This window comes from Desulfohalovibrio reitneri (assembly GCF_000711295.1).
GTDB lineage: Bacteria > Desulfobacterota > Desulfovibrionia > Desulfovibrionales > Desulfovibrionaceae > Desulfohalovibrio > Desulfohalovibrio reitneri.
On the sequence record NZ_JOMJ01000004.1, the window covers coordinates 364,526 to 390,178 of the forward strand.

Consider the following 25,653-nt stretch of genomic DNA (forward strand, 5'->3'; position numbering starts at 1 on the left):
CCAATACATCCCGGTGGAGAGTGGGGCTATAGGGGTAAGTCTGTATTTTTCGCATCCGGGAAGGAAAAATTCCGAAGCTCCGGCTCCACCCGCCTGGCCGCCCTGCGGAACGCTACAGCGCACCAGCCGCAGTCGCCACAGTCGCCGGAGCAGCTTTCCAGCCGCCGGGCGAAGTCCTGTGGCAGGCGTTCGTTGGCAACGTGCCAAGCCGGGGCCAGTTCGCCCAGGGTGTCAAGCAACTCCAGCAGGTTGCCCCGGTAGGTCCCGGCGGCGTAGGCGTCCATGACCCGGGCCAGAAAGCCCGCCCCCTGGCCCCGGCCGCACAGCTTCAGGCCGTCCGCCCGGCGCAGGGCCTCGGCCGCGTCCTCCGGTCGGATGAAGGGGGAGGCCAGCATGGTCCAGGGCCGGGCATGGAACCGGCGCAGGCAGCCCAGGTCGCGCACCGCGTCAAGACAGGCCATCACCCTGCCCTCGCTTTCGGCCGAGGCGATCATGGCCTCGTGGGTGGCCCGGAAGGGACATTCCGCCAGGCAGCCCTCGTTGGCCAGCAGCAGAAGCTCCGCTTCCGGCAGGTTGCGGCGCATCCATTCCCGCAGCCGGTTCAGGCGGGCGGGGTCGCGGTTGAGGCTTCGGTCGGCCACCACCTTCTCCGGCTGACGGAAGCCCAGTCCGTCCGCCGCCTCCAGCCAGGCCCGCAGCCTGGCCGGGGCGTCGATGGCGCAGTTCACGCTGGGCTGGGCGGACAGACAAGCGGCCAGGGAGGGGTACTCCCGCCCCAGGGCGGTCAGCAGAAACAGGTCGGCCACCACCACGCCGTCGATTTGCCCCGCCTCCAGCAGGCTCTCCAGACGCGTGGCCATGGTGGCTGTCAGGTCGGGGTCGCGGTAGCCGGAAACCGGCTGCATGCGGCCGTTGAGAAGGGCGAATTTGCGGGGCCCGGGCAGCCGCGCCAGCCCCTCGGCCATCTCCTCCGCTTCAACGTTCCTGGGCTGATGGCGCGCGTCCGGCACCCGCGTCAGGAACAGGGAAAAAAACAGGGAGTGGATCGACTCCAACCGTTCGGAGAGGACCTCGACCCAGTCCGGCGAGGGCTCGAAGGGAACCGAAAAGCGACCTTGCATGGCACGATGGTATGGCAATGCGCCCCGTCAGGGAAGGGGGGACACGTTCCATATCTTCTCGGCGTACTCGCCAATGGCCCGGTCCGAGGAAAAGCGGCCCATGCGCGAGGTGTTCAGGATGGAGCGCCGCGACCATTCGTGCGGATCCCCGTACAGGGCGTTCACCTCCTCCTGGGCGCGCAGGTAGTCCTCAAAGTCCGCCAGGACCATGAAGTAGTCTTCGTACTCCAGGGCGCGTACGATGTGGTCGAATTCTCCGGGCGCGCCGAAGTGGCCGTCGCGTATCCGGTTCAGGGCCCCGGCCAGCTCGGAATGCGCGGGGGCCGCCGGGCCGGGGGACTGTCCGCCGCGCCGCCGGGCGGAAACCTCTTCTTCCCGCAGGCCGAAGAGGAAGAAGTTCTCAGCGCCCACTTCCTCCAGCATCTCGATGTTGGCCCCGTCATACGTGCCGATGGTCAGCGCGCCATTGAGGCCGAACTTCATGTTGCCGGTGCCCGAGGCCTCCATGCCGGCTGTTGAAATCTGTTCAGACAAGTCCGTGGCCGGGATGATTTTTTCCGCCAGCCGCACGGAGTAGTTTGCCAGAAAGACCACGCGCAGCCTGTCCCGCACCAGCGGGTCGTTTTCGATATCCTCGGCTACGCCGTTGATGAGCCGGATGATCGACTTGGCCATGTGATAGCCGGGCGCGGCCTTGCCCGAGAAGATGACCGTGCGAGACGGGATGGCTGCATCCGGGGCTCGGCGCAACCGGTTGGCCAGGGAAATGGCGTGCAGCACGTTGAGAAGCTGGCGCTTGTATTCGTGGATGCGCTTGGCCTGCACGTCGAAGATTGACTCGGGGTCCACTTCCGAGCCGGTGTGCTTCTTGATGTACTCTGACAGCTTCCGCTTGTTCTCCAGGCGGATGGACATCCACTCCTCACGGAACCCCGCGTCCTCGGCGTACGGCTCCAGCTCGCGCAGTCCGGCGAGGTTCGCCACCCAGCCGTCGCCGATCTTCCGCGTTATCAGTGCGGCCAGCCCGGGGTTGCACTGGGCCAGGAAGCGTCGCGGCGTAACCCCGTTGGTGATGTTGGTGAAGCGTTCGGGGTACAGTTCGTGGAAGTCGCGGAAGATGGTCCGCTTGATGATGTCCGAATGCAGCCGGGCCACGCCGTTGACCCGGTGCGAGCCCACGATGGCCAGGTGCGCCATGCGGATAGTGCGGCCGTGCTCTTCCTGGATGAGGGACAGGCGGCGTTGCCGCTCCGGGTCGCCCGGGAAGCGCAGGGCCACCTCCTCCAGAAAGCGGCGGTTGATTTCGTAGATGAGCATCATGTGCCTGGGCAAAAGCCGCTCGAACAGCTCCACAGGCCATGTTTCCAGGGCTTCGGGCAGTACAGTGTGGTTTGTGTAGGCGAAGGTTCGAACGCAGATGCGCCAGGCCTCCTCCCAATCCATGTGCTCGCCGTCCAGCAGCAGCCGCATCAGTTCCGGGATGGCCACCGCCGGGTGCGTCTCGTTGAGCTGGATGGCCACGTGCTCCGGCAGCTCCCGCCAGGGCAGGTTTTTCTTGCGGAAGCGCCGCACGATGTCCTGGATGGTGGCCGAGACGAAGAAGTACTGCTGCTTCAGCCGCAGCTCCTTGCCCGCCTCCCCGGTGTCGTCCGGGTAGAGCACCATGGAGATGTTCTCGGAGCGGATCTTGTCCTCCAGGGCCCCCACGTAGTCGCCGGAGTTGAAGAACTGCAGGTCGAAGCCGCGCGCGGCCCTGGCCGCCCAAAGCCGCATGTTGGTGGTGAACCCGCTTCGGTAGCCCGGCACCATAAGGTCGAAGGCCATGGCCTTCATTCGCTGGGTGTCTATCCAGTGGTAGCGCTGGCAGCCATCCACGTCCGTGTAGGGCCGGATCTGGCCGTAGAAATGCACGGAATACGTGTACTTGGGACGCTCGAAGCCCCAGGGGCTGCCGTGGGAGAGCCAGTTGTCAGCCTGCTCCTTCTGCGCCCCGTCCTCGATGGCCTGGCGGAAGATGCCGTAGGAATATCGAATCCCGTAGCCGTAACCCGGTATCCGCAGGGTGGCCATGGAGTCCAGGAAACAGGAAGCCAACCGCCCCAGACCGCCGTTGCCAAGGCCGGGCTCTGGCTCCAGTTCGGCCAGATCGTCGATCCCGGCCCAATCCTCGTCCAGGGAACCGGCGCAGTCGTCCTCAAGTCCCAGGTTGGAGATGTTGTTCTTCAGAAACGGCCCCGGCAGAAACTCCAGGGAAAGGTAGTAGACCCGTTTGGCGTCGTGGTCGTACAGCGAACGCTGGGTTTTGATCCACTGGTCGATGAGCCGGTCTCGCACGGCGTACGACAGCCCCATGTACTGCTCGTGCCTGCCCGGCGAGGAGGGGTCGTTGCCCAGGTTGGAGACGATATGGCGCCGCATGTCCGCCCGCAGCTTTTCCGGTTCGCCCGCCTGGGGCTTGTAGCAGAAGGCGTCGAGCACGAGGCCCTGCCGGGTCGTCTTGTTCTTGGCCATTGGGACCCCTCCCTCGGGGAGTTTGTTCGTTCCGGACCGCGTTCGCTGGGCCGGCGGACCAATACTGCGGCAAGTCGGAAGCCGGGTGAATGATATTCCGCACAACGGTTTTCGCACGCATTCCACCACATTTTTGATGGTAGCCCGATTACCCCGGGAGGTTCAAGGGGGGCCGCCCTAAAGTCCGGTCTCGAATCGGCCGAAAAGGCGGATAGGGTCGCATTGCAACCTCTTGGAGGCGTCATATGCCAATGAACTCCATGGCCGGACCGGCCTCGGGATTCGGACAGACCTTCGGGGCCCAGGTGGTCGCCAAGACCTTCGACTATCTCAACAGCTCCCCCATGCGTTCCTCCTTCGCCCCCGTTGACCAGGGTGGTGTGGGCCGTCGAGGTTGCCCCCTGGCGTCGTAGCGTCGTTTGCGCGCGGGCGGGCCGTACGGGTGTACTGTCCCGCCCGCGCGCATACGACGCGCCTAGCCAGGGAACAACCTCGACGGCCTATGGAGTGCGTCGGTGCGCGGGGCTCGTTCGCGCTTGCGCGCGCGAACATCGTGGAAGAGGCTCGTCCGCGCCGGGGGCGCGGACATCGCGAAGAGTGGGGCGCTTGCGCGCGCCCGGGGAGAGCGCGGTGCAACTGTGGAGAGAGCACGGCGCTTGCGCGCACCGGGGGAAGCTTCACGTCTCGTTGTCCCTCTGTGTATTCGCCACGGAAGATTGCGCTTGCCCGGGGTGGGGTTGCGTGCCCGCCAAGGAGAACGAGCGGGTGCTTGCTGAGGTGTGCTGGGCTTGTCTCCTGGCTGATGGCAGCCTTGCGCCCGCGTATGGCGGGGAGTGTGGGCGATTTGTCCATCGGGCCTAAAGATTTTTTCGGAAGCTGTCGATTTCAACGGGGAAATCAGGATGAAAAAACCCCTTTGGAGGATCGCATGGACATCGCTTCCCTCGGCGGGCAGCAGTTGATGCAGAGCATGAACATGGACCTTGGCGCCAAGGCCGCTGGCGGGCAGAACGGGTCCATCGAAGGTCAGGGCGCCACCGCCCTGGATTCCCAGAACCTTTCCGCCCAGATGGCCTCCGGCGGCATGCAGGCCCAGGGCGCGCCCACGGAAGGCGGCCTCGGCATGGCCTCCGGCGCGGCCAACGACGGCGTGGGCGGTTTCCTCAACATCACCGCTTAGCGCAAAGCCGCATACCGACGCGAAAAAGCCGACCCCGATATCGGGGTCGGCTTTCTTGTTGTCCGAGCCGGATGGACTGGAAAAGGAGCACGCCTGCTCTACGCGCAGCCGGGCGGGGACGGGTCAGCCCCTGTCCGGACCGCCTTTCTCCCGCAGCCGCATTTCCTCCACCAGCATGTATTTGTGGAAGACGTTGACCATGTCGTAGACCGCCAGGGCGAATCCGGCCCGGCCGTCCAGAAAGCCTTTCTTCAGCAGGTACTTCTTCACGAAGCGTCCGGCCGCCCTGGCCGTGGCCTTGGTCACGCCGCCGCTGGCTCCCCTGGCGTGCAGCTGCTCCGCCGAGGTGCGCGTGTAAGAGGCCAGCTTGCCCAGGTGCTCGGAGAGGTCGCGGTAGGGGTGGTGGATGATGTCAGCGCCCGAGGTCTCGATGCGCTCCGTGCGGCCGATGGGATGGAACTCCTCGTGGGGCAGCACCCCGCGCAGCTCCATGGAGTCCAGCCGGAAGGCGCGCAGCAGCCAGTCCGGGTACCAGCCTCCATGCCGCATGTAGCGGTCGAAAAAATACGAGGAGCGGCGCATCCAGAAGCCGCCCGCGTCGCTGGGTTCGGCCAGGCGGCGAACCAGCTCGTCGCGCAGCGGCTCGGAAAACCACTCGTCCTGGTCCAGGGTCACCACCCAGGGTGTCTCGATGCGCTCGAAGGCGAAGCGGAACTGGGGGATGGTGCCCTCCCAGTCGCGGTGCAGCACGTTGGCCCCGGCGTTATTCGCTATCTCCAACGTGCCGTCGGTGGAGCCGGAGTCCACCACCATCAGGCGGCTGCAGAAGGAAAGGCTCTCCAGGGTGCGGGCCAGGTGGTCCGCGCCGTTGAAGGTCAGCACCAGGCCGGTGGCCTCGGCGATCATGCGGACTCCTCTGCCAAGCCCTTGTACAGGGCCAGGGTTTGCGTGGCGAAGTCGTCCAGGCCGCACTGGCGCATGGTGGCTTGCTCGCCGCGCCGCACCGACTCCAGGTAGCCCGGGTCCGAGGCGGCCTTGTCCAGCAGCCGGGCCAGGGCGTGGGGGTCTTCGGAAGGCAGTAGCCCCTCGGGCGGGACCAAATCGGGCAGCACGCCCACGTCCGTGGCCAGCAGGGGCACGCCGCAGGCCATGATTTCCATGGGCGCGCGGGCGATGGTCTCGGAGAAGCGCGAGGCCGTGACGCCCAGGTCCAGGGCGTTGATGCAGTCCGGCACGTCGCCGCGCGGCCCGGTGATGCGCACTAGGTGGTCCACCCCCGCCTCATGGCACCATTGCCCCACTTCCTCCGAGGAAATGGTGGTGTCGAAGCCGATGAGCAGCAGCCGGAGGTTGGTACGGCCGCCGTGGTAGGCCCGGGCCAGGGCCTCGATCATTTCCGGCTGGCCCTTCACCCCGTCGAAGCGGCCCACCATACCCACCACGAAGTCGTTCTCGCCGTAGCCGAACTCGGCCCGCACACGCGCCCGAGCCTCTGGGTCCGGCCGGAACAGGGACTTGTCCACCCCCCCCAGGATGGTCCAGACGTGGTCGCCGGGCAGCCCCATTTCCTTGACGAAATGACGGGCCATGCGGGAGTTGGTGGCCACCACCGCGTCGGCCAGCCGGTGGTGCAGCAGCCGGTTGGGAAGGTTGTTCTTGGGCGGGCGCTGGTCGCCGCGCGTGCGCACCAGCTTGAAGCCGCGGGTCTGCGCCTTGAGCAGCCCCCACAGGACGAACGACTCCCCCCGGTGGCAGTTGATCACGTCCGGCCGGAAGTCTCGCACCAGGGCGCGCATGCCGCGGTACATCGCGGCCAGGGAGAGGGGGTTGGTGGTGTTCAGGTTCATGCCCAGCATGGGCAGCCCGCGAGACGCGCCAACCTCCCACGACTCCGTGCCCTCCAGGCCCAGCACCAGCACCTCGTGCCCCTTGGCCCGCAGCAGTTCGGCCAGGGTCATGCCGTACCAGGCGGTGGCGTTGAAAAAGCGGACGTTGACGACTTGGATGATGCGCATGGCGCGCACACTATGGACGAGGCCGGAGCGGAAGGCAAGGCGCGGCCGGGGCTACTCCCCGGACAGCCAGGCGAGGGTGGTGCGGTAGCCGGGCTGGATGGGCAGTACCACCTCCCGTCCCTCCTCGGTGTAGAAGTCCTGCAGCGGCTGGCGTGTCAGCAGGTCCAGCCGGTCTGTCAGGCCCAGGTCGCGATAGAAGGCGATCTGGGCGTAGGTGGACTGCGGCGGCGGGTCCTCGCCGAAGGCCTCTCTGCGCTGCTGGTCGAACCCCTGTTCCTGGATGTCGAAGGGCTGGTAGGCGCGGCCGGTGAGGATGGTCTTGCATACCGGTCCGGCGGCTGCGCCCCGCCAGACAAAGACCGGAGCGAAGTTCATCATGATGGTTTTGCCCTCCTTCAGGCGGAAAAAGACAGCGAAGCAGATGTCCGCCCGGTCGTCCGGCTCTGGGGCCTGGAGGGGTTGGTGGGTGACGCGGATGACGTCGCCTTCTTCGGAGCGGATGGTGTAGTCCTCCTGCCCCGCCGCCGGGAGGGCGGCCAGCAAGAGCAGGCAGAGTGCGGCGGCGAGTGTGCGCATGGCCGCAACCTATCCACGCCCGGCCGCGCTGTCTACGGCAGCCAGGACTCCACCAGGTCCCGGTGCGCCTCCATCCACGCCCTGGCGGCCGCTCGCTGATCCTGGTGGCGGTTGAAGGTGTCCATCAGTCCGCCGATCTGCTGGTCGGTGAAGAAGAAGTTGCGAAAGAAGGCGGCCGCCTCGGGCAGGTCGCGGGTCACGTCCGGGCGTCCGATGGTGTGGATGTTCTCGGCCCGCCCGTAGACATTCTTGGGGTCGTCCAGGAACTTCAGCTTCCAGCGGGCGAACATCCAGTGGGGCTTCCACCCTGTGACCACGATTGGCTCCCCCGCCGCGATGGCGTCTTTGAGCGATGCTGTCATGGCCGCGCCCGAGGAGCTGACCAGGCTCATGTCCAGGCCGTACTCCGCGATGGCCTTGTCCGTGGCCTCCATGATGCCCGCCCCTGAGTCGATGCCGGTGATCCTGCCGCCGAACAGCCCGGACTCGCGCCGGAGCTGGGGAATGGTCCCCACGTCCACGTAGTCCGGCACTACCAGCCCCACGCGCGCCCCTTTGTAGTTGTGCCCCAGGTCGGTCAGGGTTTCGCCGTAGCGGTCCATGTAGTGGCTGTGGGTCAGGGGCAGCCAGGCGTCGGGGAAGAAGTCCAGGTCGCTTTTGGCCAGGGATGTAAAGATGGGCGCGGGGTCGGCCATGGTCAACTCCACCCGGTAGCCCAGCTCGCTCTCCAGGATTTCCCTGGCCAGGTAGGTCATGGCGATGCCCTCGGCCCAGGAAACGTAGCCGATGCGCACGGTCCGCTCCCGCGTGGTTCCCTGGCCGGGGTCGGCCATGAAACGCCCGAATCCCGCGATGGCCGCGAAGGCCAGCAGCCAGACCAGCGGTTCCCATTTGCCGCGAAGCTTGGCCATCTACTTCCTCCCCAGGCCCTGGGTCACTCGGTCCAGGAACATGGCCAGGATGACCACCGCCAGGCCGGATTCGAAGCCCAGGCCGATGCGGAGCTGCTCGATGCCTTTGAGCACCTGCTGGCCCAGGCCGCCCGCGCCGATCATGGCCGCGATGACCACCATGGACAGGGCCAGCATGATGGTCTGGTTGACCCCGGCGAGTATGGTGGTGAGCGCCAGCGGCAGCTGCACCTTGAAGAGCAGCTGGCGGTCGTTGCCGCCGAAGGCGCGGGTGGCCTCCACCACCTCCTCGGAAACCTGGCGGATGCCCAGGTTGGTCAGCCGCACCGAGGGAGGCATGGCAAAGATGACCGTGGCCATTGCCCCGGGCACCTTGCCCAGCTGGAAGAAGAGCACCGCCGGGATGAGATAGACGAAGGCCGGCATGGTCTGCATGAAGTCCAGCACCGGCCGAACGGCCTGCTCCACCCTGTCGTTGCGGGCCGCCCAGATGCCCACGGGTATGCCCACCAGCAAGGCGAAGGCGGCCGAGGCCAGCACCAGGGCCAGGGTGCGCATGGCGTCGTCCCACATGCCCATGCCGTCCACCAGGAACATGCCCAGCAGGGTGAAGATGCCCACCCCGCGTCCGGACACCCGCCAGGCCAGGGCGGCCAGGAAGGGGATCATGAGATAGGAGGGCGGTGCCAGAAGCAGGCCCTCGCTGATGCTGATGACGAAGTTCACGGCCGTGGACACGGCGCTGAAGAAGGGGGCCAGGGTGGTGTTCATCCACTCGATACCCCGGGCGAAAACGTCGCCCACCGGGATGGAGACGATCATGATGCAGCACCTCCGGCGATGGCCTTGAGCAATTCGTCGCGGAAAATCACTCCTTGCAGGCGGCCCTGGCCGTCAACAACGGGAAGGGGCCAGGGGTCCTGGGTGGAACGCTGCAGGATGGCGATGAGATGCTGGTCCACCCCGGCCGTGCGGGAGGAGAGCATGATGTCCTCGACCTTTCCTTCATGTTCCTGGGCGTCGCGCAGGCGGACGACTCCGCGCAGTTTTCCCTCCTTCACCACATAGAGGTAAGGCAGGTCAGACTGCTCCATCTTTTCCACCGCCTCGGCGGCGGTGGCGTCCGGCGGCAGGGTGGGCGGCGCCTTCTCGGAATCCATGGCCGTGGACACCGTGACCACCCGGGAGCGGTCCACGTTTTCCACGAAAGAGCGCACGTAGTCGTCCGCGGGTTCGGTGATGATTTCCTCCGGCCCGCCTATCTGCACGATGGCCCCGTCCTTCATGATGGCGATGCGGTCGCCCAGGGTCAGGGCCTCGGAGAGGTCGTGGGTGATGAAGAGGATGGTCTTGGGGTAGCTTTCCTGCAGCTGCAGGAATTCGGCCTGCATGTTGGTGCGGATGAGCGGGTCCAGGGCGGAAAAGGCCTCGTCCATGAGCAGGATGTCCGCCCTGGTGGCCAGGGCGCGGGCCAGGCCCACCCGTTGCTGCATGCCCCCGGAGAGGGCCTGCACCGGCTGTTCCGCCACATCGGTCAGTCCCACGGTTTCCAGGGCCTCCATGGCCCGCTGGCGGCGCTCCTTGGGCTGCATGCCGCGCAGTTCCAGGCCGAAGCCCGCGTTCTCCGCCACGCTGCGGTGGGGCAGCAGGCCGAAGTTTTGAAAGACCATGGCGATGTTCTGCTTGCGCAGCTCCAGCACGTCCTCGTGGGAGAGGTCCAGGATGGGCTGGCCGTTGATGGCGACGCTGCCCGAAGTGGGCTCCAGAAGCCGGTTGACGCAGCGCAGCAGGGTGGACTTGCCGGAGCCGGAAAGCCCCATGATGACGAATATCTCCTTGCCCTCCACGGTGAAGGTGGCGTCGCGCACGGCCACGGTGCAGCCGGTCTCCTTCTGCACTTTGGGGCGCGGTTCACCGTTTCGGGCCATCTCCATGGCCCGCTCGTAGTTCCGCGGGGGGCCGAAGACCTTGAAAAGATTCTCCACTTCAATGCTGGACAAAGGCGCTCCGAGGGCTGTCTGGTCAGAAAAAGTGAAAAAGGTACTCGTTTTCAGAGTACACGACTGGAGGAATCGCGCAAGGTTGGCAAAACGAAAAAGCCGGGAGCGCGTGGAGCGCCCCCGGCTTGCGGGATTGCGGGATTGGATAAGGGTGAGGACTACTTCACGGACCAGGAGCCGCCGTCGCTCTGCACAGGGTAGCCGGAGGGGGCTTCCGAGCGCCACTTGTCCGCGAAGATGTCGGCCACCTTGCCCTCCTGGGAGGGGTCGATGTTCAGCGCCCGGGAGACTTCCTTGTAGAGTTGCCGGCGGGTCTGGTTGTCGCGCTGCACCAGCTGGCGCACGGTGGCCTTGTCCTTGAGCGACAGCCCGGAGGTGTCGCGCAGGTGGAGCATGCCGTCGTTGCCGATGCCCACCGCGCCCTGCCGGAAGTAGGGTTGCAGCTTCTTGTTGTTTTGCCGCAGCTCGTCCTTCAGCCCGCGTATGGCGGCGTTGGACACGGAGGTGGCTTCCTGGGCGTGGGCCTCGGCAACGGTGAAGAGCGAGGCCAGCATGACGGCCAGGCTGCTTTCCTGTTCGCCCTCGGGCTGCGCCCTCTCCTGGCCGTACACGTCGGAGACGATCTCGTCGGCGGTCTTTTCCACCTTGGCCGCAGGGAAGTAAATATTGACCGTGACGCAGGCGGCCGCGAACAGCAGGGCCAGGGCGGCGAGATATTTTCTCATGAATCCTCCTTGTCCAGTCCGCGCAGCACCCGGCCGAGGCGGTCGAGCATGTCCGAGAAGCGGATGGTGTTGCCCGGATTGGAATTGACCACGTTGATGCCGAACAGAGGCGGCCTCTTGATTATATACTCGACCCCGCCCTCCTGAATCAAGCCCCGCACGGTGAAGAGGTCGTTGTGCAAGCGGCAGTACAGGCCCATGTCCTGGTAGGCGAAGGTCTCGAAGAAGCTTGAGAAGAAGCCCACGCCCACGCCGGTCATGCCCCGGCCGGTGCCGAGTTCGGTGAGGGCGTTTACCGCCTTCAGGGAGATGCGGCGGTCGGCGCGCGCCTCCCCGGGGCTGCGGGCCACCAGTTCGAAGGCCACGGGCTGGCCGTAGGCGATTTCCAGCCCGCGCAGCATCAGGTCCAGGCGGCCGGTGATGGTGCCCAGGTCCATGGCCCGGCCCAGGGGCAGAAGGTCCATGCCCTCCACCCGCGCGTTCAGGCCGATGCTGCGGCCGGACTGGAACAGGCCGCGGCCGCCGATGTCCGAGACGGTCAGCTCGCCGCCGAAGAAGTCACCCCCGAGCTTGCCCTCGGTGGTCAGGCGGCCGCCAGCCATGCGCAGGTCCAGGGAACCGGACAGGGAACCTTCCAGGGGGAATGGCGAGGGCAGGGCGGCGAAGTCCAGGCCGGGCAGGCGGAGGGTGCCGCGCAGCACGCGGACGGGGCTGAAGGGGCGGTCCACGTGCAGCCCCGGCGATTCCACCGCGCCGCCGGGAACGGCCGCGCGGAAGCCCCCCACGTACAGCCTTCCCGGCACCAGCGCCAGGGGCACGTCGCTTTGCAGTGACAAGGGGCCGAGGGCGGCAGCCTGGGCGGAGAAACCGCCCCAGTCGCGGGGCAGCGGGGGCATGGGCTGGCCGCGCGCGCCGCCCTCGCGCCAGTGGAAGGGCAGGTCCAGGGAGGCCTGGCGCACCTCCACCTCCGGAGCCTGGAAGCCCAGGCCGTCAGCCTCCACTCGCCCTTCGGCCACTAAGCGGCCGTCGTCGTCCAGGCGCAAATCTGCGAGCAGGCTGGCCGCGCCAGCGGCCTCGGCCTGGCTCACCAGCGGGGAGGCGGCCAGCAGGGCCTGCTTCACCAGGGTGTCGAAGGCCTTGCCCAGGTCGGGAATGGTTGCGGTCAGTCTGCCTTGGCCGCCGCCCATTTCCAGGTCGGCGGAGGCCAGTTCGCCCAGGCGCAGCGTGGCGCGGGCGGGCCGTCCCCCTGGCGGGACAGGGAGAGGGAAGGCGGGGAGGTGCCCAGGTCGGCGAACCAGTTGCCCGCCAGCACCTGGCCGGAGGGGGCGGTCACTTCCAGGGATGCGGATTGCCCGCGCGAGCGCGCCCGCAGGTCCACGGCCAGCTGTTCGCTCATCAACCGGCCCTCGGCGGCGGACAGGGCCACTTGGCGCACGCCCAGGTCCAGTTCCAGCCGGTCCGGCGCGGCGGCCGTGAGCTCTACGTCGGCCAGCCCCGAGAGGGAGCCGGGCGGGAGGTTGAAGCCGGGCAGGTCGCGCAGCAGGCCGAGCAGCGGGGCCAGCTTGAGGCCGTCGCCGGACAGGCGCAGGCTCGCGTCGCGGGGCCGGGCGGTGCCGTGCAGCGCGCCGGACTCGCCCAGGTCGAGGGTCAGGCGGGCGGCGTCCGCATCGCCCGTAATATGCAGGAAGACGCGTATTCCCTGGCCGTCGAAGAGGCTGGCCCGGGCGTCCAGGGTGTCGCCGCGCAGCTCGCCGTCCACCCGTATGGACCAGGGGGCGAAACGGCGGGGGCGCAGGCCCAGGTCCAGGCGAACGGCCTCCCCGGAGCGCTCCGCCGCAAGGTCGAAATCAACCGGCCCCAGGTCCGCCAGGGCGGCTCCGTCCACCCCGGCCAGGGCCAGGGCGCGCGCGGGGTCGCGGAGGGTGCCGGTCAGGTCCGCGCTGGAGCCGTCCGGGGCAATTTTGCCGGAGGTTTCGACCACGCCGGGCAGGGCCAGCCGCAGGCTTTCAAAGGTGAAGCCGGGGCCCAGGCGCAGGCCCAGGTCCACCCCATCGGCGCGGGCGGGGGACGGCGGCAGCAGGAGCGCGGCCAGGAGGACCAGGAGAAGAACCCGCATCCGGCCAGAATAGATTGGCGGGCGGGGAAAGGGAAGGTCAGCCTTGCCGCGATCTGGAGAGGATGCCCAGGTACAGCCCGGCCAGCGCCAGGGCAAGCCCCAGGGCGTCCAGGCCGGAGAAGGGTCGGCCGAAGAAGAGCACGTCCCAGACGAAGGCCAGCATGGGTTGCAGCAGCAGGGCCAGCCCGGCCAGGGAGGCTGGCACGTTCGGCAGGGAGCGGGAGATGGAGAGCCAGCCCACCGCCTGGCAGCACACGCCCAGGCCCAGCAGGGCCAGGATTGTCACCGGATCGACCACCGCCATGCGCTCGCCCAGGGCCAGCGCGCCGGAACCCATCATGGTGGAGGTCAGCAGGCAGACCAAGGCCATGTTGGCGGCCTTGGAGCCGTTGCCCTGAATGCGGCGCAGCCCGGTTATGTAGCAGGCGTAGAAAAAGGCCGCGCCCAGCCCGGCCGCCACCCCGCGCGCCGGGGCAGAGCCCAGTTGCTCCCAGCCGGGCAGAAGCAGCAAAGCCACCCCGCCCAGGGCCAGCGGCACGGCCAAACCGAACCGCCACCCCGGCCGCTCGCCCAGCATGGCGAAGCCGAAAGCGGTGAGGAAAACCACCTGGAAGTTGGCCAGCACCGTGGACAGCCCCGGCCCCACGTCCAGAATGGACCGGTGCCACAAGCCCATGTCCAGGGCGTAGAACAGCGCGGTCAGCAGAAACAGCCACAACCGCCCATCCAGCCGCACCCCGCCCCGCCCGCTCCACCAGGCCAGAAGCGCCAAAGCCACCCCGCCGATCAACTGGCGATAGGCCCCCACGGCCGTGGGCCCGATGTCGCAAATGGCCACCAACGGCGAAGCGAAGGAAATCAAAAACGCCCCGAACAGCACAGGCCCCACGGAGCGGAGAGTGGATATCGGCATGAAGGGTATGGGGTGTACTCGGGATTGAGGGGAAGTCAAGTTGGACCAAATATGATTGGCGCGCCCGCCAGGATTCGAACCCGGGACTCGTGGCTCCGAAGGCCACTGCTCTATCCAGCTGAGCTACGGACGCGCGGTGCGGCATCCTGGGTTGGATGCGGGGCGCACTGGGCGATTGGTAGCGAAGATTTGGCGTGCGTCAAGGGTCGGCCCGCTTGCGCGCGGGTTTTACGCGAAGGGCGGCGGGTGTCCGGGGGAGCTAGCGGGAGTGTGGCGGCGCCGTTTGCGCGAGTTGCGCTTTTTGGTCGGCTGGAGATGGTTGCGCCACTTGAGTGTGGGCCGCCGTTGGTTGGCGGTGGTGGCGTGGTACGGAACCCGTTGGCTTTTTCAGCCGTACAGACCGGCCAGGACGCGCGGGACGTTTTTCACCCGTGGCGGGCTTGCGCGTGCGTCCTTGGGCGGCGGCGGACTAGTCGCCGGTGAGGGGCTGGCGGCCGGGGCCGTATTGCAGGGAGAGGACCGCCAGCTTGATGGCGTGCCACTCCGCGTCCGGCTCGCTCAGGCCTGCGGGCACGGTTACGTCCAGGTCGCGGCGGGTTCCGCCGTGGCTGATGGAGACCGTGTGCTCGGCCATGCCGTCGCCCCTGTCCGGGCGTGTTCTTGTGCACGAGATGACTTTCATACCAAATCAGTAGGAAAATAGTAGCCGATACCGGATTCGGTGACAACCCGTCTGTCCAGTTGGACAGAAGAGGGGGCGCAACCGGTGAGCGGTTCCGGGGGCCAAAGCGGGCTGCGGCGACCGCCACGCACCGCTCGGCCTTGCCCCGCACCGGCGGGGCAAGGCCGAGTTAAACCCCGGCTGAATCAGCATGAAACGGCGGGGCGGATCGGGCTATTCGGCCGCCGCCGCTTCCAGGGCCGGGTCGGGCGTGAAGACGACCTTGCCGCCCTCCATCCTGAAGGTGCCCAGGCCGTGCATGGCCACGGTGTCCTTGTTCTTCAGGCCCATGGCGATGACCGCCTTGACCACGTCGAAGGCCATGTAGGCCTCGAACTCGTCCTTGAACTTGTCCGGCATGGCGTAGGTCAGGTTGTTGACCACGTTGCGGGTGTAGTCGCTGAGGGGATCGGTGGAAAGCCGCTCGCGCACCGCGCTGAGGTCAGGGGCGACGACCTTGCAGTCCTCGGTTGTGCAGGCCATGCAGACGCCTGGGTAATCCTGGTTGGCCATGATGCTCTCCAAGAAGTGAAAAATTAGAAAATTAAAATACTTATATAAGAAAATACCATGTCCCGAAGGTTCGCGCAACGCTTGGGCGAGAAAAACATGCCTCGTCGGCGATTATTTTTCGGACGCCCCGCGGGATGGGCCGGAAGGATTGGAAAGTCCTCGGATGAAGGGACCAATGAGGGACCATTGAGCCCAAATCGCGCAAAAAGAAAAGCCAAGCTGCCCCAATGTAGTGGCAACCTGGCGAAATCTCTGGCGCGCCCGGGAGGATTCGAACCTCCGACCGTCGGTTTAGAAGACCGATGCTCTATCCTGCTGAGCTACGGGCGCTTTCCTTGGGGATGAGGATAGCCGCCGCCGGGGTTTCCGGCAACGCGGCTGCGTTCAGCTAGCGCAGGCCGGGGGCGGGGTCAAGGCGAGCTCGCCCCCGGAGCGCCATTTTCATCCGATTTCCAGAGTAACAGACTCCTCGGCCGATTGCCCGCCACGGCGCGGCGAGGTACACAGGGCCCATGGCCGACGCCTTTGCGGATTTCCACGCCCTCCAGGCGCATCTGGATCGGCTGGGGCTGTTCCACATGGACCTGACCCTGGGCCGCATGGAGGCCTTTTTCCGTACCTCCGGCCTGGCCGCGCCTCCCTTTCCGGTGATTCACGTGGTGGGCACCAACGGCAAGGGCTCCACCACCGCTTTTCTGGAGGCCCTGCTTCTGCGGGCCGGGCTGCGGGTGGGCGTGTACACCTCACCGCATTTTCTCAGCGTGCGCGAGCGGGTGCGGCTGGACGGCGCCCCCGCCTCCCCTGAGGCCTTCCTGGCCGCGGCCAACCGCATCGCCCCGCTGGCCGGCGAACTGACCTACTTCGAGTTCCTCACCGCCCTGGCCGTGGACGCCTTCGCCGCGCATCCCGTGGACGTGGCGGTCATGGAGGCGGGCCTGGGCGGGAGGTACGACGCAGTCAGCGCGCTTCAGCGCGACCTGCTGCTCTACACGCCCATCGACCTGGACCACGCCGCCCAACTGGGCCACACCCGCGCGGCCGTGGCCAGAGACAAGGCCGGGGCCATGCGCCCGGGGCTGCCCACCCTCACCGTGCCCCAGCATCCCGAGGCCCGGGCCGTGCTCGAGGAGGCGGCCGCCGGGACCGGCTGCCCCCTGGAGACGGCCGCCGTCATGGATTTCGGCCGCGACTCCCTGGGGCTGGCCGGGCCGCACCAGTCGGTCAACGCCTCCCTGGCCCTGGGCGCGGCGGACCGCCTGGTCCACAGCCACGGCTGGGACCTGCCCCTGGACGAGCGGTTGCCCGCCATGGGCCGCGCCTTTCTGCCGGGCAGGCTGCAATGGGCCCGGGGAGAGGCCAGCGGGGCGGACCTCATTCTGGACGCGGCCCACAACCCGCACGCCCTGGTCGCCCTGGCCGAAGCCCTGGAACACCTGGACATTCACCCGGCGGCGGTGGTTTTCTCCTGCTTCTCGGACAAGGACCTCGCCGCCCTGGCCCCGCACGTGGCCAGGCTGACCAGGGGGCCCATCCTGGTGCCGTCCATTCCGGCCGCCTGCCGGGGGCGGGCCTGCGACCCCCGCTCCATCGCCGGAGCCCTGACCCCGCGCGCCAGGGTGGCCGCCGACCCCGAGGCCGCCGTGCGCGAGGCCGCCCGCCACGGCTCCCCGGTGCTGGCCTGCGGCTCCTTGTATTTGCTGGCCGCCCTGTATACACAAAGACCCCATCTGCTGGCCCCGCCGACCAACCCAGCCGAGGTGCGCCCATGAACCTGTTCCGACTGCTGCCCTCCATAGACAAGCTGCTGGGCCGCATGGCCGAGGATCCCGAGCTGCGCGGCCTGCCCCGCGCCCTGCTGCGCGACCTGGCCAACGACTTTCTGGACGTGGTGCGCGAGGAAATCCGCGCCGGAACCGCCGGGGCGGACGACCTGGACGAGGCGCGGCTGCTGCCCCGCGCCCTGGCGTTCGTGCGGGTGCGCTCCAAGCCGCGCTTCCGCCGGGTGCTCAACGCCACCGGGGTGGTCATCCACACCAACCTGGGCCGCTCCAACCTGCCGGATTCGGCGGTGGAGGCCGTGGCCCGGGCCGCCCGAGACTACTCCAACCTGGAGTTCGACCTCTCCACCGGCAAGCGCGGCTCCCGCTACTCCCACGTTGAGGAGCTGCTCTGTCGCATCACCGGCGCGGAAGCGGCGCTGGTGGTCAACAACAACGCCTCGGCCGTGCTGCTCACGTTGCAGACCCTGGCCCGGGACCGCGAGGCCATCGTCTCGCGCGGTGAGCTGGTGGAGATCGGCGGCTCCTTCCGCATTCCCGACGTCATGGCCCGCTCCGGCGCGCGATTGGTGGAGGTGGGGGCCACCAACCGCACCCACCCGCGCGACTACGAAAACGCCATCACCGGAGAGACCGGCCTGCTGCTCAAGGTGCACGCCTCCAATTTCCGCATCGTGGGCTTTTCCAAGGAAGTCTCCCTGGAGGAGCTGGTGGGCATCGGCCGGGCCCATTCCATCCCGGTGATGGAGGACCTGGGCAGCGGCAATTTCGTCGATTTCACCGCCCTGGGCATCCCCCTGGACGAGCCCACGGTGCAGCGGCGGGTGGCCGCCGGGGCGGACGTGGTCACTTTCTCCGGCGACAAGGTGCTGGGCGGCCCCCAGGCCGGGCTCATTGTGGGCCGCAGGGAGTACGTGGACCGCATCAAGCGCAACCCGGTCAGCCGGGCCATGCGCATCGACAAGATGACCCTGGCCGCCCTGGAGGCCGTGCTGCGGCTGTACCTGGAGCCGGAACGGGCCCTGCGCGAGATCCCCACCCTGGCCATGATTACCGCCGGGGCGGACGAATTGAAGAACAAGGCGCGCTCCCTGCGACGCCGCCTGTCCCGCGATCTGGCCGGGCGGGCGCGGCTGTCGCTCAAGCCGGGGTCCTCCCGCGTGGGCGGCGGCTCCTTTCCGGAGTGCGACCTGCCCACCACCCTGGTGGCGGTGGAGCCCCAAGCCCCGGTCACGGCCGAGGCGCTGCGCGAGGCCCTGCTGGCGACCGAGCCGCCCCTGGTGGGCCGGGTGGAGGACGACGCCTTCCTGCTGGACCCCAGAACCCTCAGACGCGACGAATTCCCCCTGGCGGGCTCCTCCCTGGATCAGGCGCTGGAGTCGCTGGGGGCAGCCAAGGAGAGTTGATACATGACCAAGAAGAAGAGCGGCGAACCCCAGCTTGAATCCAAGCCCCGCAGCTGCTGGGACGTCTATTCCGCCAAGAAGCACCGCACGGCCATGGACAAGCTGGCCAGGCGGTACATGGAGTTCCTGTCCGCCTGCAAAACCGAGCGGGAGACCGTGGACTGGGCGATTGAACGGGCCGAGGCCGAGGGCTTCACCCCTGACTTCCACTCCCACGCCTGTTTCCGCGTCATGCGCGGCAAGTCCATTTTCCTGGCCCGTCAGGGCAAGCGGCCCCTGTCCGAGGGCTTCCGGCTGGTGGGCGCGCACGGCGACACACCCCGGCTGGACCTCAAGCAGCACCCGCTGTTCGAGGAGGTCAGCTTCGGCCTGGGCAAGACCCACTACTACGGCGGCATCCGCAAGCACCAGTGGCTGGCCCGTCCCCTGGCCCTGCACGGCACGGCCGTGACCAACTCCGGCGAGGTCAAGCGCATCGTCATCGGCGAGGATCCGGGCGACCCCGTTTTCACCGTGGCCGACCTGCTGCCCCACCTGGCCCAGAAGCAGGGCGAAAAGAAGCTTTCCGAGGCCTTCGAGGCGGAGAAGATGTCCGTGGTGCTGGGGCACGAGCCCTCCAACCCCGGCAAGGACGAGGAGGAGAAGTCCCGGGTCAAGCGGCGCATGCTGGAGCTGATCCACGAGAAGTACGGCCTGGTTGAGGACGACCTCTACTCCGCGGAAATGCAGATGGTGCCCGCCGGACCGGCCCGCGAGGTGGGCCTGGACCGAGGCCTCGTCGGCTCCTACGGGCAGGACGACCGGGCCTGCTGTTTCCTGGCCATGGAGGCGCTCTTCGCCGCCAAGCAGCCGGAGCACACCCAGATGGTGCTCATCTGGGACAAGGAGGAGATCGGCTCCGACGGCTCCACCGGGGCCAAGTCGATGTTCTTCGAGTACTGCCTGGACGACCTGCTGGAGGCGTGGGAGCCGGAGACTTCGCCCTCCCGCGCGCTGCTGGCGGCCAAGGCCCTGTCCACGGACGTGCACCCGGCGGTGGACCCGGACTACCAGGAGTTCCACGAGAAGCTGAACTCCGCCTACATGGGCTTCGGTCCCACCTTCTGCAAGTTCACCGGCAGCCGGGGCAAGTACGCCGCCAACGACGCGCACCCCGAATACGTGGGCTGGCTGCGCGGCCTGCTGGACGGCGCCGGGGTGCCCTGGCAGATGGCCGGACTGGGCAAGGTGGACCTGGGCGGCGGCGGCACGGTGGCCAAGTTCCTGGCCGTGTACGGCATGGACATCATCGACTGCGGCCCGCCGGTCCTTTCCATGCACTCCCCCTTCGAGCTGACCTCCAAGGCGGACATCTACGCCACCAAGCTGGCCTTCGAGGAGTTCCTCAAGAGCTAGCGTTCAACGCAAAACACGGCATGGCTTGAACACCGCAAGCCCGCGCCTGACCAGTCAGGCGGGGCTTGCGGTTTTTTCTCGCTGCGCGTCCGGAGCGGGCGATCACTCCCGTCGCGCCCCGGCGGCTTCCGGGTGGTCCAGTTCCAGCTTGGCCTCCTCCGCGGGCGGGCCGAAGTGGTAGCCCTGCACCAGGGTGCAGCCCAGTTCGCTCAGGCGACTGGTCTGCTCCTCGTCCTCCACGCCCTCGGCAACCACCTCCAGGCCCAGGTTGCGGCCCAGGGCCAGCACGGTGCGCACGATCTCGCGGTCGTCCTCGCGGCTGGCGATGAGGTTGATGAAGGAGCGGTCCACCTTCAGCGCCTTGACCGGCAGCCGCCGCAGGTAGGCCAGGGAGCTGTAGCCGGTGCCGAAGTCGTCGATGGCCAGGTTGACCCCCAGTTCGTGCACCCTCTCCAGGGCGTCCCTGGCGGCCTGCCCGTATTCCATGAGCACGTTTTCCACGATTTCCAGGGTCAGCAGGCGCGGCTCGAGGCCGTGGTGCTCCAGCGCCTGCCGCACCCAGTCGATCAGCTCCCGGTTGATGATCTGGTGGGCCGAGACGTTGACCGCCATGTAGCAGTCCTCGTCCACCTCGCCGCTCTCCCGCAGCCGGGCCAGGGCGGCGCAGGCCTCCTCCAGCACCATGCGGCCCAGCTCGTGGATGAGCCCGGAGTCCTCGGCCACGTGCAGGAACTCGCCGGGCGGCAGCAGACCGCGTTCCGGATGGTTCCAGCGCAGGAGCGCCTCCAGGCCGCGCAGGCGTCCGTCCGCCAGGTTGCGCACGGGCTGGTAGTGGACAGTGAACTCCCCCTGCTCCAGCCCGCGCCGAATATCCTGCTCCACGGTCACCAGCCTAACCGCCTCGGAGTGCATCTCCTGGCGGAAGAGGGCCATGGAGTCGCCGCCCCGGCTCTTGGCCCGGTACATGGCCGTGTCCGCGTCGCGCAGGATGTCGTCGGCCGAGCTGTAGTCCGAGGTCTCCATGAGCACGCCGATGCTGGCCTTGGTGACGAACTCCCCGCCGCTCAAATGGAAGGGCTCGGCCAGCTTGTACTGGATGCGCCGCACCGCGATGAGCACGTCCTCGGGGTCGGAAACCTCTTCCAGCAGAACGGCGAACTCGTCTCCGCCGAAACGGGCCACGGTGTCCACGTTCCGGGTGGAGTCGTTCAGGCGGTGGGCAACCTCGCGCAGCAGCGCGTCGCCCGCCATGTGGCCCAGGCTGTCGTTGACCTTCTTGAAATTGTCCAGGTCCAGCATGAGCACGGCGAAGAAGGCCGCCTCCCGCCGCTGCATCCGGTCCATTGCCCGCTGCAGCCGCTCCATGAACAGGTTTCGGTTGGGCAGGCCGGTGAGGGCGTCGTGCATGGCCATGCGGGTCAGCCGCTGCTGGTACTCGCGCCGCTCGGTGATGTCCTCCAGGGTGCCCAGCAGTCCCGTGACGTCCCCGTCCGGGTCGCGCAGGGGCACGATGTTGCTCTCCACCCACAGGGCGTCGCGGCCCTGGGCGGGCAGGCTGCGCTCCACGCCCAGAAAGCTCACCCCGCGCCGCATGGCCTCGCTTTCCTGGAACGCGGCCGGGCCGTCCAGAATGCCGCCGGGCAGATCCTCGTCGCGCCGCCCCGTCACCTGGTCCGGCGTGGAGAGGCCCACCAGGCGCGCGAAGTTGAGGTTGCAGCCGGAGTAGGTGCCGTCCGTGTCCTTCCAGTAGAGGAACTGGGGGATGGTGTTCATCACCAGGTCCAGTTGGTTGCGCGACTGCTCGATGGCGCGTTCGGCCAGGGCACGTTCCTCCATTTCCTTGGCCAGGCGGGAGACGTGGCTGCTCAGGGCGCGGTTCACCGAACGGTACATGCTGTACATTTCGAAACTTTCCAGAATGTTGGCGCACTGCTGCAGCATCAGCGTGACCAGCCTGTCGGCCACGTCCGGCAGCTCGCGCCTGCTGCCCGGCCAGACGCCCAGAAACAGCCCGCGCACGCGTGAAACCGTTCCCACGACATGCAGCAGAAGCAGCTGTCCCTTTTGGGGCACAAGGTAGAGGGGTTTGCCCGTGCGCAGGGCCACGGCCACCTCGCCGTGGTCGATGGCCCGGTCCAGATCGGCCTGAAGCCTCTTGCCGGCTCGGCCGGGATGGGTCAAAGCCGTTTCCAGGTCCGGGTTGTCGCGCTCGAAGAGAAAGAAGGCGGCCCGCTCGAAGGGGATGATCTCCAGAATCCGCTCCATGGTCCGTTCCAGGATGGGCCGTGGGGATTCCAGGTTTTCAAGCCCTTCCGCCATGCGGGCCATGCCCGCCACCTTGTCCAGGGCCTCCAGCACGCTGGCGTCGCAGCCCCGTTCCAGGGCCTGGCGTTGGGAGTGCGAAGAGGGATGGCGGTTGAGGGGGTTCATGGGGGTGTCACGGGAAGAAGATGTTCATGGATTCGTCGAAGCTGGTTTCGGCTTGACTGATGATGGTGGGGATCAGGTTGGATGAAAGACCGTAGGCGTCCCAGCAGTGGGCGCAGAACCTGGGCAGGTGCCAGGCTCCGCTGCCCCCGCACTGCATGGCGTGGGCGAAGAGGTCGGCCAGGTGGACCAGCACGCAGGGCAGGGCCATGCCGTCCCTGGCGGGCTGGTGGTGGTCCACGATGACGGAAGTGAGGGAGGAGGGCAGGCCCCAGGCGTCCAGCACCGCACCGCCCACATCGGCGTGGTCGAAGTCCCAGCAGCGTTGTTCCGCCTTGTTCAGGGGAATCTCCTCTTCCAGGTGGAGGCGCATGGCCCGGGCCATCTGGGGCTGGAAGTTGCGCAGCATGACCAGTTTGCCGATGTCGTGCAGCAGCCCGGCCACGAACAGCCGCTCCTCGTCCTCCACGCCGCAGGTCACGGCCAGCAGGCGGGTGATGATGCCGCAGGCCAGGGAGTGCTGCCAGAAGCCGTGCATGTTCAGAAGGGTCTCGGGGACGTCGCGGAAGTGGGAGACGACGGAGATGCCCAGGGCCAGGTTGAGTATCTGCCGCGACCCCATGAGGGTGATGGCCCGGGTGAGGGTGTCGATGCGGCGGGGAAAACCGTAGTGGGGTGTGTTCACCGCCCGCAGCACCTTGGCCGAAAGGCTCACGTCGCGCTGCACCACCTCGGCCACGTAGGCGGCCGAACTGTCGGGATCGTTGATGGCCCGCAGGATGCGGTTGAAGGAGTCGGGCGGGGAGGCCAGCTCCAGCTCCCTGGCCGCCACCTCCTTCAGGTTCGGGGGCGATTCGTCCTCCCCCGGGCCGGGCGGAGGCAAGCTGGGCCGAGAGCGGCCGGGTGACTCGATGACCAGCGGCAGCAGCCGCCGGTAGAACTCCTTGGCCAGCCGCTTGACCGCCTTGTGTTCAAGCCCCGCCGTGGCGAACCGTTCCCGTGTATCCCGCTTGGCCTCCTTGCTGGCCTTGGGGGCCTCGGCGGCCATGCGCCGCAACTCCATCTCCTCGCGATGCTCCGCTTCGGCCTGGCCGCTCACGTCCGCCTCCACCACGCCCCATATCTTGCACATGCGGATGTGCTTGTCCGTGACGATGGTTCCGGCGGGGATCAGCAGCCTTCCCTGGGAGGAACGGACCGCGCTGTTGAGGACCATTCCCGGTTCCAGTTCCGCGAGGCCGACGATGCTCATGGTCGTAAAACTCCGTTTCCCTTCGGCGAGAAGGGTGTCGTAGCCTACCTTGTTACCCTTCGGTAGAGATTAAGACAACCTCTTGCCGAACAAAAACGGGACGGTATCCGTGCATCGGGCGAGCGGGCATCTTGCCTTGAACGCATCGCGCGGCTAGGTTGGCCGATCTGGAGGACGCATGGCCTACGTTCTGGGAACAGCCGGACACATCGACCACGGCAAGACGACCCTCGTGCGGGCCCTGACCGGCGTGGACTGCGACCGGCTGGCCGAGGAGAAGAAGCGCGGCATCACCATCGAACTGGGGTTCGCCCAGCTGGAAATGCCCGGCGGCGGTTCCATCGGCGTGGTGGACGTCCCCGGCCACGAGAAGTTCGTCAAGCACATGGTCTCCGGGGCCGCCGGCATCGACTTCGTCATGCTGGTGGTGGCCGCTGACGAGGGCGTCATGCCCCAGACGCGCGAGCACCTGGAAATCTGCCAGCTGCTCGACGTGCGCTCCGGGCTGGTGGCCCTGAGCAAGATCGACGCGGTGGAAGAGGATCTGCGGGAGCTGGCCGCCGAAGAGGTGCGGGAGTACCTGGCGGACACCTTTCTGGCCGAGGCCGAGGTGGTGGGCGTTTCCGCCAAGACCGGCGAAGGGCTGGAGGATCTGCGGGCGGCCATCGCCAGGGCCTCGGAGACCGCCTCAGAGCGGCCCCGCTCCGACCTGCCGCGCTTGCCCGTGGACCGGGTGTTCTCCATGCGCGGCTTCGGCACGGTCATCACCGGCACCCTCACAGCGGGCAAAATCCGCACCGGGCAGGACGCCGCCATCTACCCCCGGGGGCGGCAGGTCAAGGTGCGCGGGCTGCAGCGGCACGGTGAGTCGGCCGAGTGCGTGGAGATGGGCAACCGCTGCGCCGTGAACCTCTCCGGCGTGGAGACCGAGGAGGTGCGCCGGGGGGACGTGGTGGCCGCGCCGGGCAGCCTGTTCCCGTCGTATTCCTGGGATTTCCGCCTGCGGCTGCTGTCCTCCTCCCCGCGCTCCCTGCGCCACCGGCGCGAGGTCCATTTCCACCACGGCAGCCGAGAAGTGCTGGCCCGCATCCACCTGCTTGACCGCGACGAACTCAAGCCGGGCGAGGAATGCCTGGCCCAGGTGCGGCTGCCCCATCCCCTGCCCGCGGTGCGCGGCGAGAGGGTGGTGCTGCGCTCTTTCTCCCCCCTGCGCACCATCGGCGGCGGGGAGGTGCTCAATCCCCTGCCGCGCAAGCCGCGCCGCTTCTCCGACGAGCTGCGCCACCTGGAGCGGCTGGAATCCGGCGACCCGGCGGAGATGGTCACCGCCTCCCTGGAGCTGGCGGGCGAGGCGGGCCGCACCTTCGCCGAGCTCATGGTGGCCACCGACCTGCCGCGCAAGGAACTGGAAAAGGTGCTGCAATCCCTTGGCGGCAAGCAGGCGGCCCTGCTCTTCGACCGCGACTCCCGCGCCTACGTGGCCGGCAGCGCGGCCGAGGCGCTGTCCTCGGACATGCTGGAGTTCATGGCCGGCTTCCATCGGAACAACCCCATGAAGGCGGGCATCGGCCGGGGGGAGCTGGCCTCCTCCTGGGGCAAGGGCAAACACCCCAGGCTGGTGCACTTCCTGGTGGAGCGGCTGCTCAAGCGGGAGGAACTGGCCCTGGAGGGGGATCTGCTCAAGCTGCCCGGCCACCGGGTTTCCCTGGCCGCGGACCAGGACAAGCTGCGTTCCGGCATCATGGCCGCCTACCGCCGGGGCGACACCGCGCCGCCCAACCAGAAGGACGTTTTGGAGGAACTGGACATAACCCGCACCGAGGCCGCGCCCATGTTCAAGCTGCTGGTGGAGCAGGGGGAGCTGGTCAAGGTCAAGGAGGACATGTTCTTCGCGGCCGAGGCCATGGAGAAGCTACGGGACATGGTGCGCGGCTGGTTCCGCGACCACGACGACCTGGGGCCGGGCGAGATGCGCGAGCTGACGGGGTTGTCGCGCAAGTACGCCATCCCCCTGCTGGAGCACTTCGACAAGGAGCGGCTGACCGTGCGCGTGGGGGACAAGCGGCTGCTGCGGGAAAAGGCGGGCTGAGCCG

Annotated in this window: 22 protein-coding genes and 2 tRNA genes; 6 read left to right on the top strand and 18 right to left on the bottom strand. The window is 67.7% G+C overall.

Annotation, left to right across the window (positions count from 1 at the left end; translation table 11 throughout):
- Positions 1 to 26: 26 nt before the first annotated feature.
- Both N911_RS0114275 and N911_RS0114280 read right to left on the bottom strand, forming a co-directional pair.
- On the bottom strand, positions 27 to 1,121 hold the full coding sequence (locus tag N911_RS0114275; RefSeq protein ID WP_051694449.1) for a hypothetical protein: 1,095 nt from the start codon (positions 1,119 to 1,121) through the stop codon (positions 27 to 29).
- Between the two features lie 27 nt (positions 1,122 to 1,148).
- A complete protein-coding gene (locus N911_RS0114280) occupies positions 1,149 to 3,632 on the bottom strand; it encodes a glycogen/starch/alpha-glucan phosphorylase (protein ID WP_081859267.1) in 2,484 nt (827 codons plus the stop codon).
- A gap of 245 nt (positions 3,633 to 3,877) precedes the next feature.
- Between N911_RS0114280 and N911_RS18535 the strand changes: the two genes are divergently transcribed.
- Complete coding sequence (locus tag N911_RS18535; RefSeq protein ID WP_161781641.1) at positions 3,878 to 4,045, top strand: hypothetical protein; 168 nt, start codon at positions 3,878 to 3,880, stop codon at positions 4,043 to 4,045.
- 515 nt (positions 4,046 to 4,560) lie between these two features.
- Positions 4,561 to 4,812: a hypothetical protein gene (locus tag N911_RS0114290; protein ID WP_029898318.1), complete on the top strand. Its 252-nt coding sequence runs from the start codon at positions 4,561 to 4,563 to the stop codon at positions 4,810 to 4,812.
- A gap of 123 nt (positions 4,813 to 4,935) precedes the next feature.
- Here N911_RS0114290 and N911_RS0114295 read toward each other — a convergent pair whose 3' ends face one another.
- The 14 genes from N911_RS0114295 to N911_RS0114360 all read right to left on the bottom strand — a co-directional run bounded on the left by N911_RS0114295 (position 4,936) and on the right by N911_RS0114360 (position 15,632).
- Positions 4,936 to 5,718: a glycosyltransferase family 2 protein gene (locus N911_RS0114295; protein WP_029898320.1), complete on the bottom strand. Its 783-nt coding sequence runs from the start codon at positions 5,716 to 5,718 to the stop codon at positions 4,936 to 4,938.
- Positions 5,715 to 6,827 (bottom strand): glycosyltransferase family 4 protein, encoded by a 1,113-nt coding sequence (locus N911_RS0114300; protein WP_029898322.1) that lies wholly within the window; start codon positions 6,825 to 6,827, stop codon positions 5,715 to 5,717. The genes N911_RS0114295 and N911_RS0114300 overlap by 4 nt, the downstream gene beginning before the upstream one ends.
- Positions 6,828 to 6,878: 51 nt before the next feature.
- On the bottom strand, positions 6,879 to 7,403 hold the full coding sequence (locus tag N911_RS0114305; protein WP_029898324.1) for a hypothetical protein: 525 nt from the start codon (positions 7,401 to 7,403) through the stop codon (positions 6,879 to 6,881).
- A 32-nt stretch (positions 7,404 to 7,435) separates the two neighbouring features.
- Positions 7,436 to 8,314 (bottom strand): glycine betaine ABC transporter substrate-binding protein, encoded by an 879-nt coding sequence (locus N911_RS0114310; protein WP_029898327.1) that lies wholly within the window; start codon positions 8,312 to 8,314, stop codon positions 7,436 to 7,438.
- On the bottom strand, positions 8,315 to 9,136 hold the full coding sequence (locus tag N911_RS0114315) for an ABC transporter permease (RefSeq protein ID WP_081859268.1): 822 nt from the start codon (positions 9,134 to 9,136) through the stop codon (positions 8,315 to 8,317).
- On the bottom strand, positions 9,133 to 10,314 hold the full coding sequence (locus N911_RS0114320; protein ID WP_029898331.1) for a quaternary amine ABC transporter ATP-binding protein: 1,182 nt from the start codon (positions 10,312 to 10,314) through the stop codon (positions 9,133 to 9,135). Before N911_RS0114320 ends, N911_RS0114315 begins: the two co-directional genes overlap by 4 nt.
- A gap of 158 nt (positions 10,315 to 10,472) precedes the next feature.
- Positions 10,473 to 11,039, bottom strand: coding sequence for a DUF1318 domain-containing protein (locus N911_RS0114325; protein ID WP_029898332.1), 567 nt, complete (start codon positions 11,037 to 11,039; stop codon positions 10,473 to 10,475).
- Positions 11,036 to 12,226, bottom strand: coding sequence for a hypothetical protein (locus tag N911_RS17715; protein ID WP_029898334.1), 1,191 nt, complete (start codon positions 12,224 to 12,226; stop codon positions 11,036 to 11,038). Before N911_RS17715 ends, N911_RS0114325 begins: the two co-directional genes overlap by 4 nt.
- Entirely contained in the window at positions 12,202 to 13,155 is a 954-nt protein-coding gene (locus N911_RS0114335; protein WP_029898336.1) for a hypothetical protein, read from the bottom strand. The genes N911_RS17715 and N911_RS0114335 overlap by 25 nt, the downstream gene beginning before the upstream one ends.
- Before the next feature lie 37 nt (positions 13,156 to 13,192).
- Positions 13,193 to 14,068, bottom strand: coding sequence for a DMT family transporter (locus N911_RS0114340; protein WP_029898338.1), 876 nt, complete (start codon positions 14,066 to 14,068; stop codon positions 13,193 to 13,195).
- A gap of 56 nt (positions 14,069 to 14,124) precedes the next feature.
- A tRNA-Arg gene (locus N911_RS0114345) sits at positions 14,125 to 14,201 on the bottom strand.
- Positions 14,202 to 14,537: 336 nt separating this feature from the next.
- Positions 14,538 to 14,750 (bottom strand): hypothetical protein, encoded by a 213-nt coding sequence (locus N911_RS18340; RefSeq protein WP_138774435.1) that lies wholly within the window; start codon positions 14,748 to 14,750, stop codon positions 14,538 to 14,540.
- Between the two features lie 213 nt (positions 14,751 to 14,963).
- Positions 14,964 to 15,302: a hypothetical protein gene (locus N911_RS0114355; protein ID WP_029898340.1), complete on the bottom strand. Its 339-nt coding sequence runs from the start codon at positions 15,300 to 15,302 to the stop codon at positions 14,964 to 14,966.
- A 253-nt stretch (positions 15,303 to 15,555) separates the two neighbouring features.
- Positions 15,556 to 15,632: transfer RNA gene (locus tag N911_RS0114360), tRNA-Arg, on the bottom strand.
- Between the two features lie 182 nt (positions 15,633 to 15,814).
- On the opposite strand from N911_RS0114360, the gene N911_RS0114370 reads away from it, so the two are divergent.
- The 3 genes from N911_RS0114370 to N911_RS0114380 are packed head-to-tail and all read left to right on the top strand — an operon-like array spanning position 15,815 to position 19,881.
- Positions 15,815 to 17,071 (top strand): bifunctional folylpolyglutamate synthase/dihydrofolate synthase, encoded by a 1,257-nt coding sequence (locus N911_RS0114370; protein WP_035105576.1) that lies wholly within the window; start codon positions 15,815 to 15,817, stop codon positions 17,069 to 17,071.
- On the top strand, positions 17,068 to 18,486 hold the full coding sequence (selA, locus tag N911_RS0114375; protein WP_029898344.1) for an L-seryl-tRNA(Sec) selenium transferase: 1,419 nt from the start codon (positions 17,068 to 17,070) through the stop codon (positions 18,484 to 18,486). The genes N911_RS0114370 and selA overlap by 4 nt, the downstream gene beginning before the upstream one ends.
- A 3-nt stretch (positions 18,487 to 18,489) precedes the next feature.
- On the top strand, positions 18,490 to 19,881 hold the full coding sequence (locus N911_RS0114380; protein ID WP_029898346.1) for an aminopeptidase: 1,392 nt from the start codon (positions 18,490 to 18,492) through the stop codon (positions 19,879 to 19,881).
- A gap of 102 nt (positions 19,882 to 19,983) precedes the next feature.
- Here the strand turns inward: N911_RS0114380 and N911_RS17720 are convergent, their stop codons facing one another.
- Positions 19,984 to 22,311, bottom strand: a complete 2,328-nt coding sequence (locus N911_RS17720) for a putative bifunctional diguanylate cyclase/phosphodiesterase (RefSeq protein WP_051694452.1) — start codon at positions 22,309 to 22,311, stop codon at positions 19,984 to 19,986.
- 7 nt (positions 22,312 to 22,318) lie between these two features.
- Positions 22,319 to 23,560: an HDOD domain-containing protein gene (locus N911_RS0114390; protein ID WP_029898350.1), complete on the bottom strand. Its 1,242-nt coding sequence runs from the start codon at positions 23,558 to 23,560 to the stop codon at positions 22,319 to 22,321.
- 178 nt (positions 23,561 to 23,738) lie between these two features.
- Between N911_RS0114390 and selB the strand changes: the two genes are divergently transcribed.
- Positions 23,739 to 25,649 carry a selenocysteine-specific translation elongation factor gene (gene selB / locus N911_RS0114395; RefSeq protein WP_029898352.1) on the top strand — a complete coding sequence of 637 codons (1,911 nt, stop codon included), beginning with the start codon at positions 23,739 to 23,741 and terminating at the stop codon, positions 25,647 to 25,649.
- The last annotated feature ends 4 nt before the right edge of the window (positions 25,650 to 25,653 follow it).

Excerpts from the sequence above, each read along its gene's own strand:
- N911_RS0114275 (WP_051694449.1), bottom strand. The coding sequence starts at position 1,121 with ATGCAAGGTCGCTTTTCGGTTCCCTTCGAGCCCTCGCCGGACTGGGTC.
- N911_RS0114280 (WP_081859267.1), bottom strand. The coding sequence starts at position 3,632 with ATGGCCAAGAACAAGACGACCCGGCAGGGCCTCGTGCTCGACGCCTTC.
- N911_RS18535 (WP_161781641.1), top strand. The coding sequence starts at position 3,878 with ATGCCAATGAACTCCATGGCCGGACCGGCCTCGGGATTCGGACAGACC.
- N911_RS0114290 (WP_029898318.1), top strand. The coding sequence starts at position 4,561 with ATGGACATCGCTTCCCTCGGCGGGCAGCAGTTGATGCAGAGCATGAAC.
- N911_RS0114295 (WP_029898320.1), bottom strand. The coding sequence starts at position 5,718 with ATGATCGCCGAGGCCACCGGCCTGGTGCTGACCTTCAACGGCGCGGAC.
- N911_RS0114300 (WP_029898322.1), bottom strand. The coding sequence starts at position 6,827 with ATGCGCATCATCCAAGTCGTCAACGTCCGCTTTTTCAACGCCACCGCC.
- N911_RS0114305 (WP_029898324.1), bottom strand. The coding sequence starts at position 7,403 with ATGCGCACACTCGCCGCCGCACTCTGCCTGCTCTTGCTGGCCGCCCTC.
- N911_RS0114310 (WP_029898327.1), bottom strand. The coding sequence starts at position 8,314 with ATGGCCAAGCTTCGCGGCAAATGGGAACCGCTGGTCTGGCTGCTGGCC.
- N911_RS0114315 (WP_081859268.1), bottom strand. The coding sequence starts at position 9,136 with ATGATCGTCTCCATCCCGGTGGGCGACGTTTTCGCCCGGGGTATCGAG.
- N911_RS0114325 (WP_029898332.1), bottom strand. The coding sequence starts at position 11,039 with ATGAGAAAATATCTCGCCGCCCTGGCCCTGCTGTTCGCGGCCGCCTGC.
- N911_RS17715 (WP_029898334.1), bottom strand. The coding sequence starts at position 12,226 with ATGGGCGGCGGCCAAGGCAGACTGACCGCAACCATTCCCGACCTGGGC.
- N911_RS0114335 (WP_029898336.1), bottom strand. The coding sequence starts at position 13,155 with ATGCGGGTTCTTCTCCTGGTCCTCCTGGCCGCGCTCCTGCTGCCGCCG.
- N911_RS0114340 (WP_029898338.1), bottom strand. The coding sequence starts at position 14,068 with ATGCCGATATCCACTCTCCGCTCCGTGGGGCCTGTGCTGTTCGGGGCG.
- N911_RS18340 (WP_138774435.1), bottom strand. The coding sequence starts at position 14,750 with ATGAAAGTCATCTCGTGCACAAGAACACGCCCGGACAGGGGCGACGGC.
- N911_RS0114355 (WP_029898340.1), bottom strand. The coding sequence starts at position 15,302 with ATGGCCAACCAGGATTACCCAGGCGTCTGCATGGCCTGCACAACCGAG.
- N911_RS0114370 (WP_035105576.1), top strand. The coding sequence starts at position 15,815 with ATGGCCGACGCCTTTGCGGATTTCCACGCCCTCCAGGCGCATCTGGAT.
- selA (WP_029898344.1), top strand. The coding sequence starts at position 17,068 with ATGAACCTGTTCCGACTGCTGCCCTCCATAGACAAGCTGCTGGGCCGC.
- N911_RS0114380 (WP_029898346.1), top strand. The coding sequence starts at position 18,490 with ATGACCAAGAAGAAGAGCGGCGAACCCCAGCTTGAATCCAAGCCCCGC.
- N911_RS17720 (WP_051694452.1), bottom strand. The coding sequence starts at position 22,311 with ATGAACCCCCTCAACCGCCATCCCTCTTCGCACTCCCAACGCCAGGCC.
- N911_RS0114390 (WP_029898350.1), bottom strand. The coding sequence starts at position 23,560 with ATGAGCATCGTCGGCCTCGCGGAACTGGAACCGGGAATGGTCCTCAAC.
- selB (WP_029898352.1), top strand. The coding sequence starts at position 23,739 with ATGGCCTACGTTCTGGGAACAGCCGGACACATCGACCACGGCAAGACG.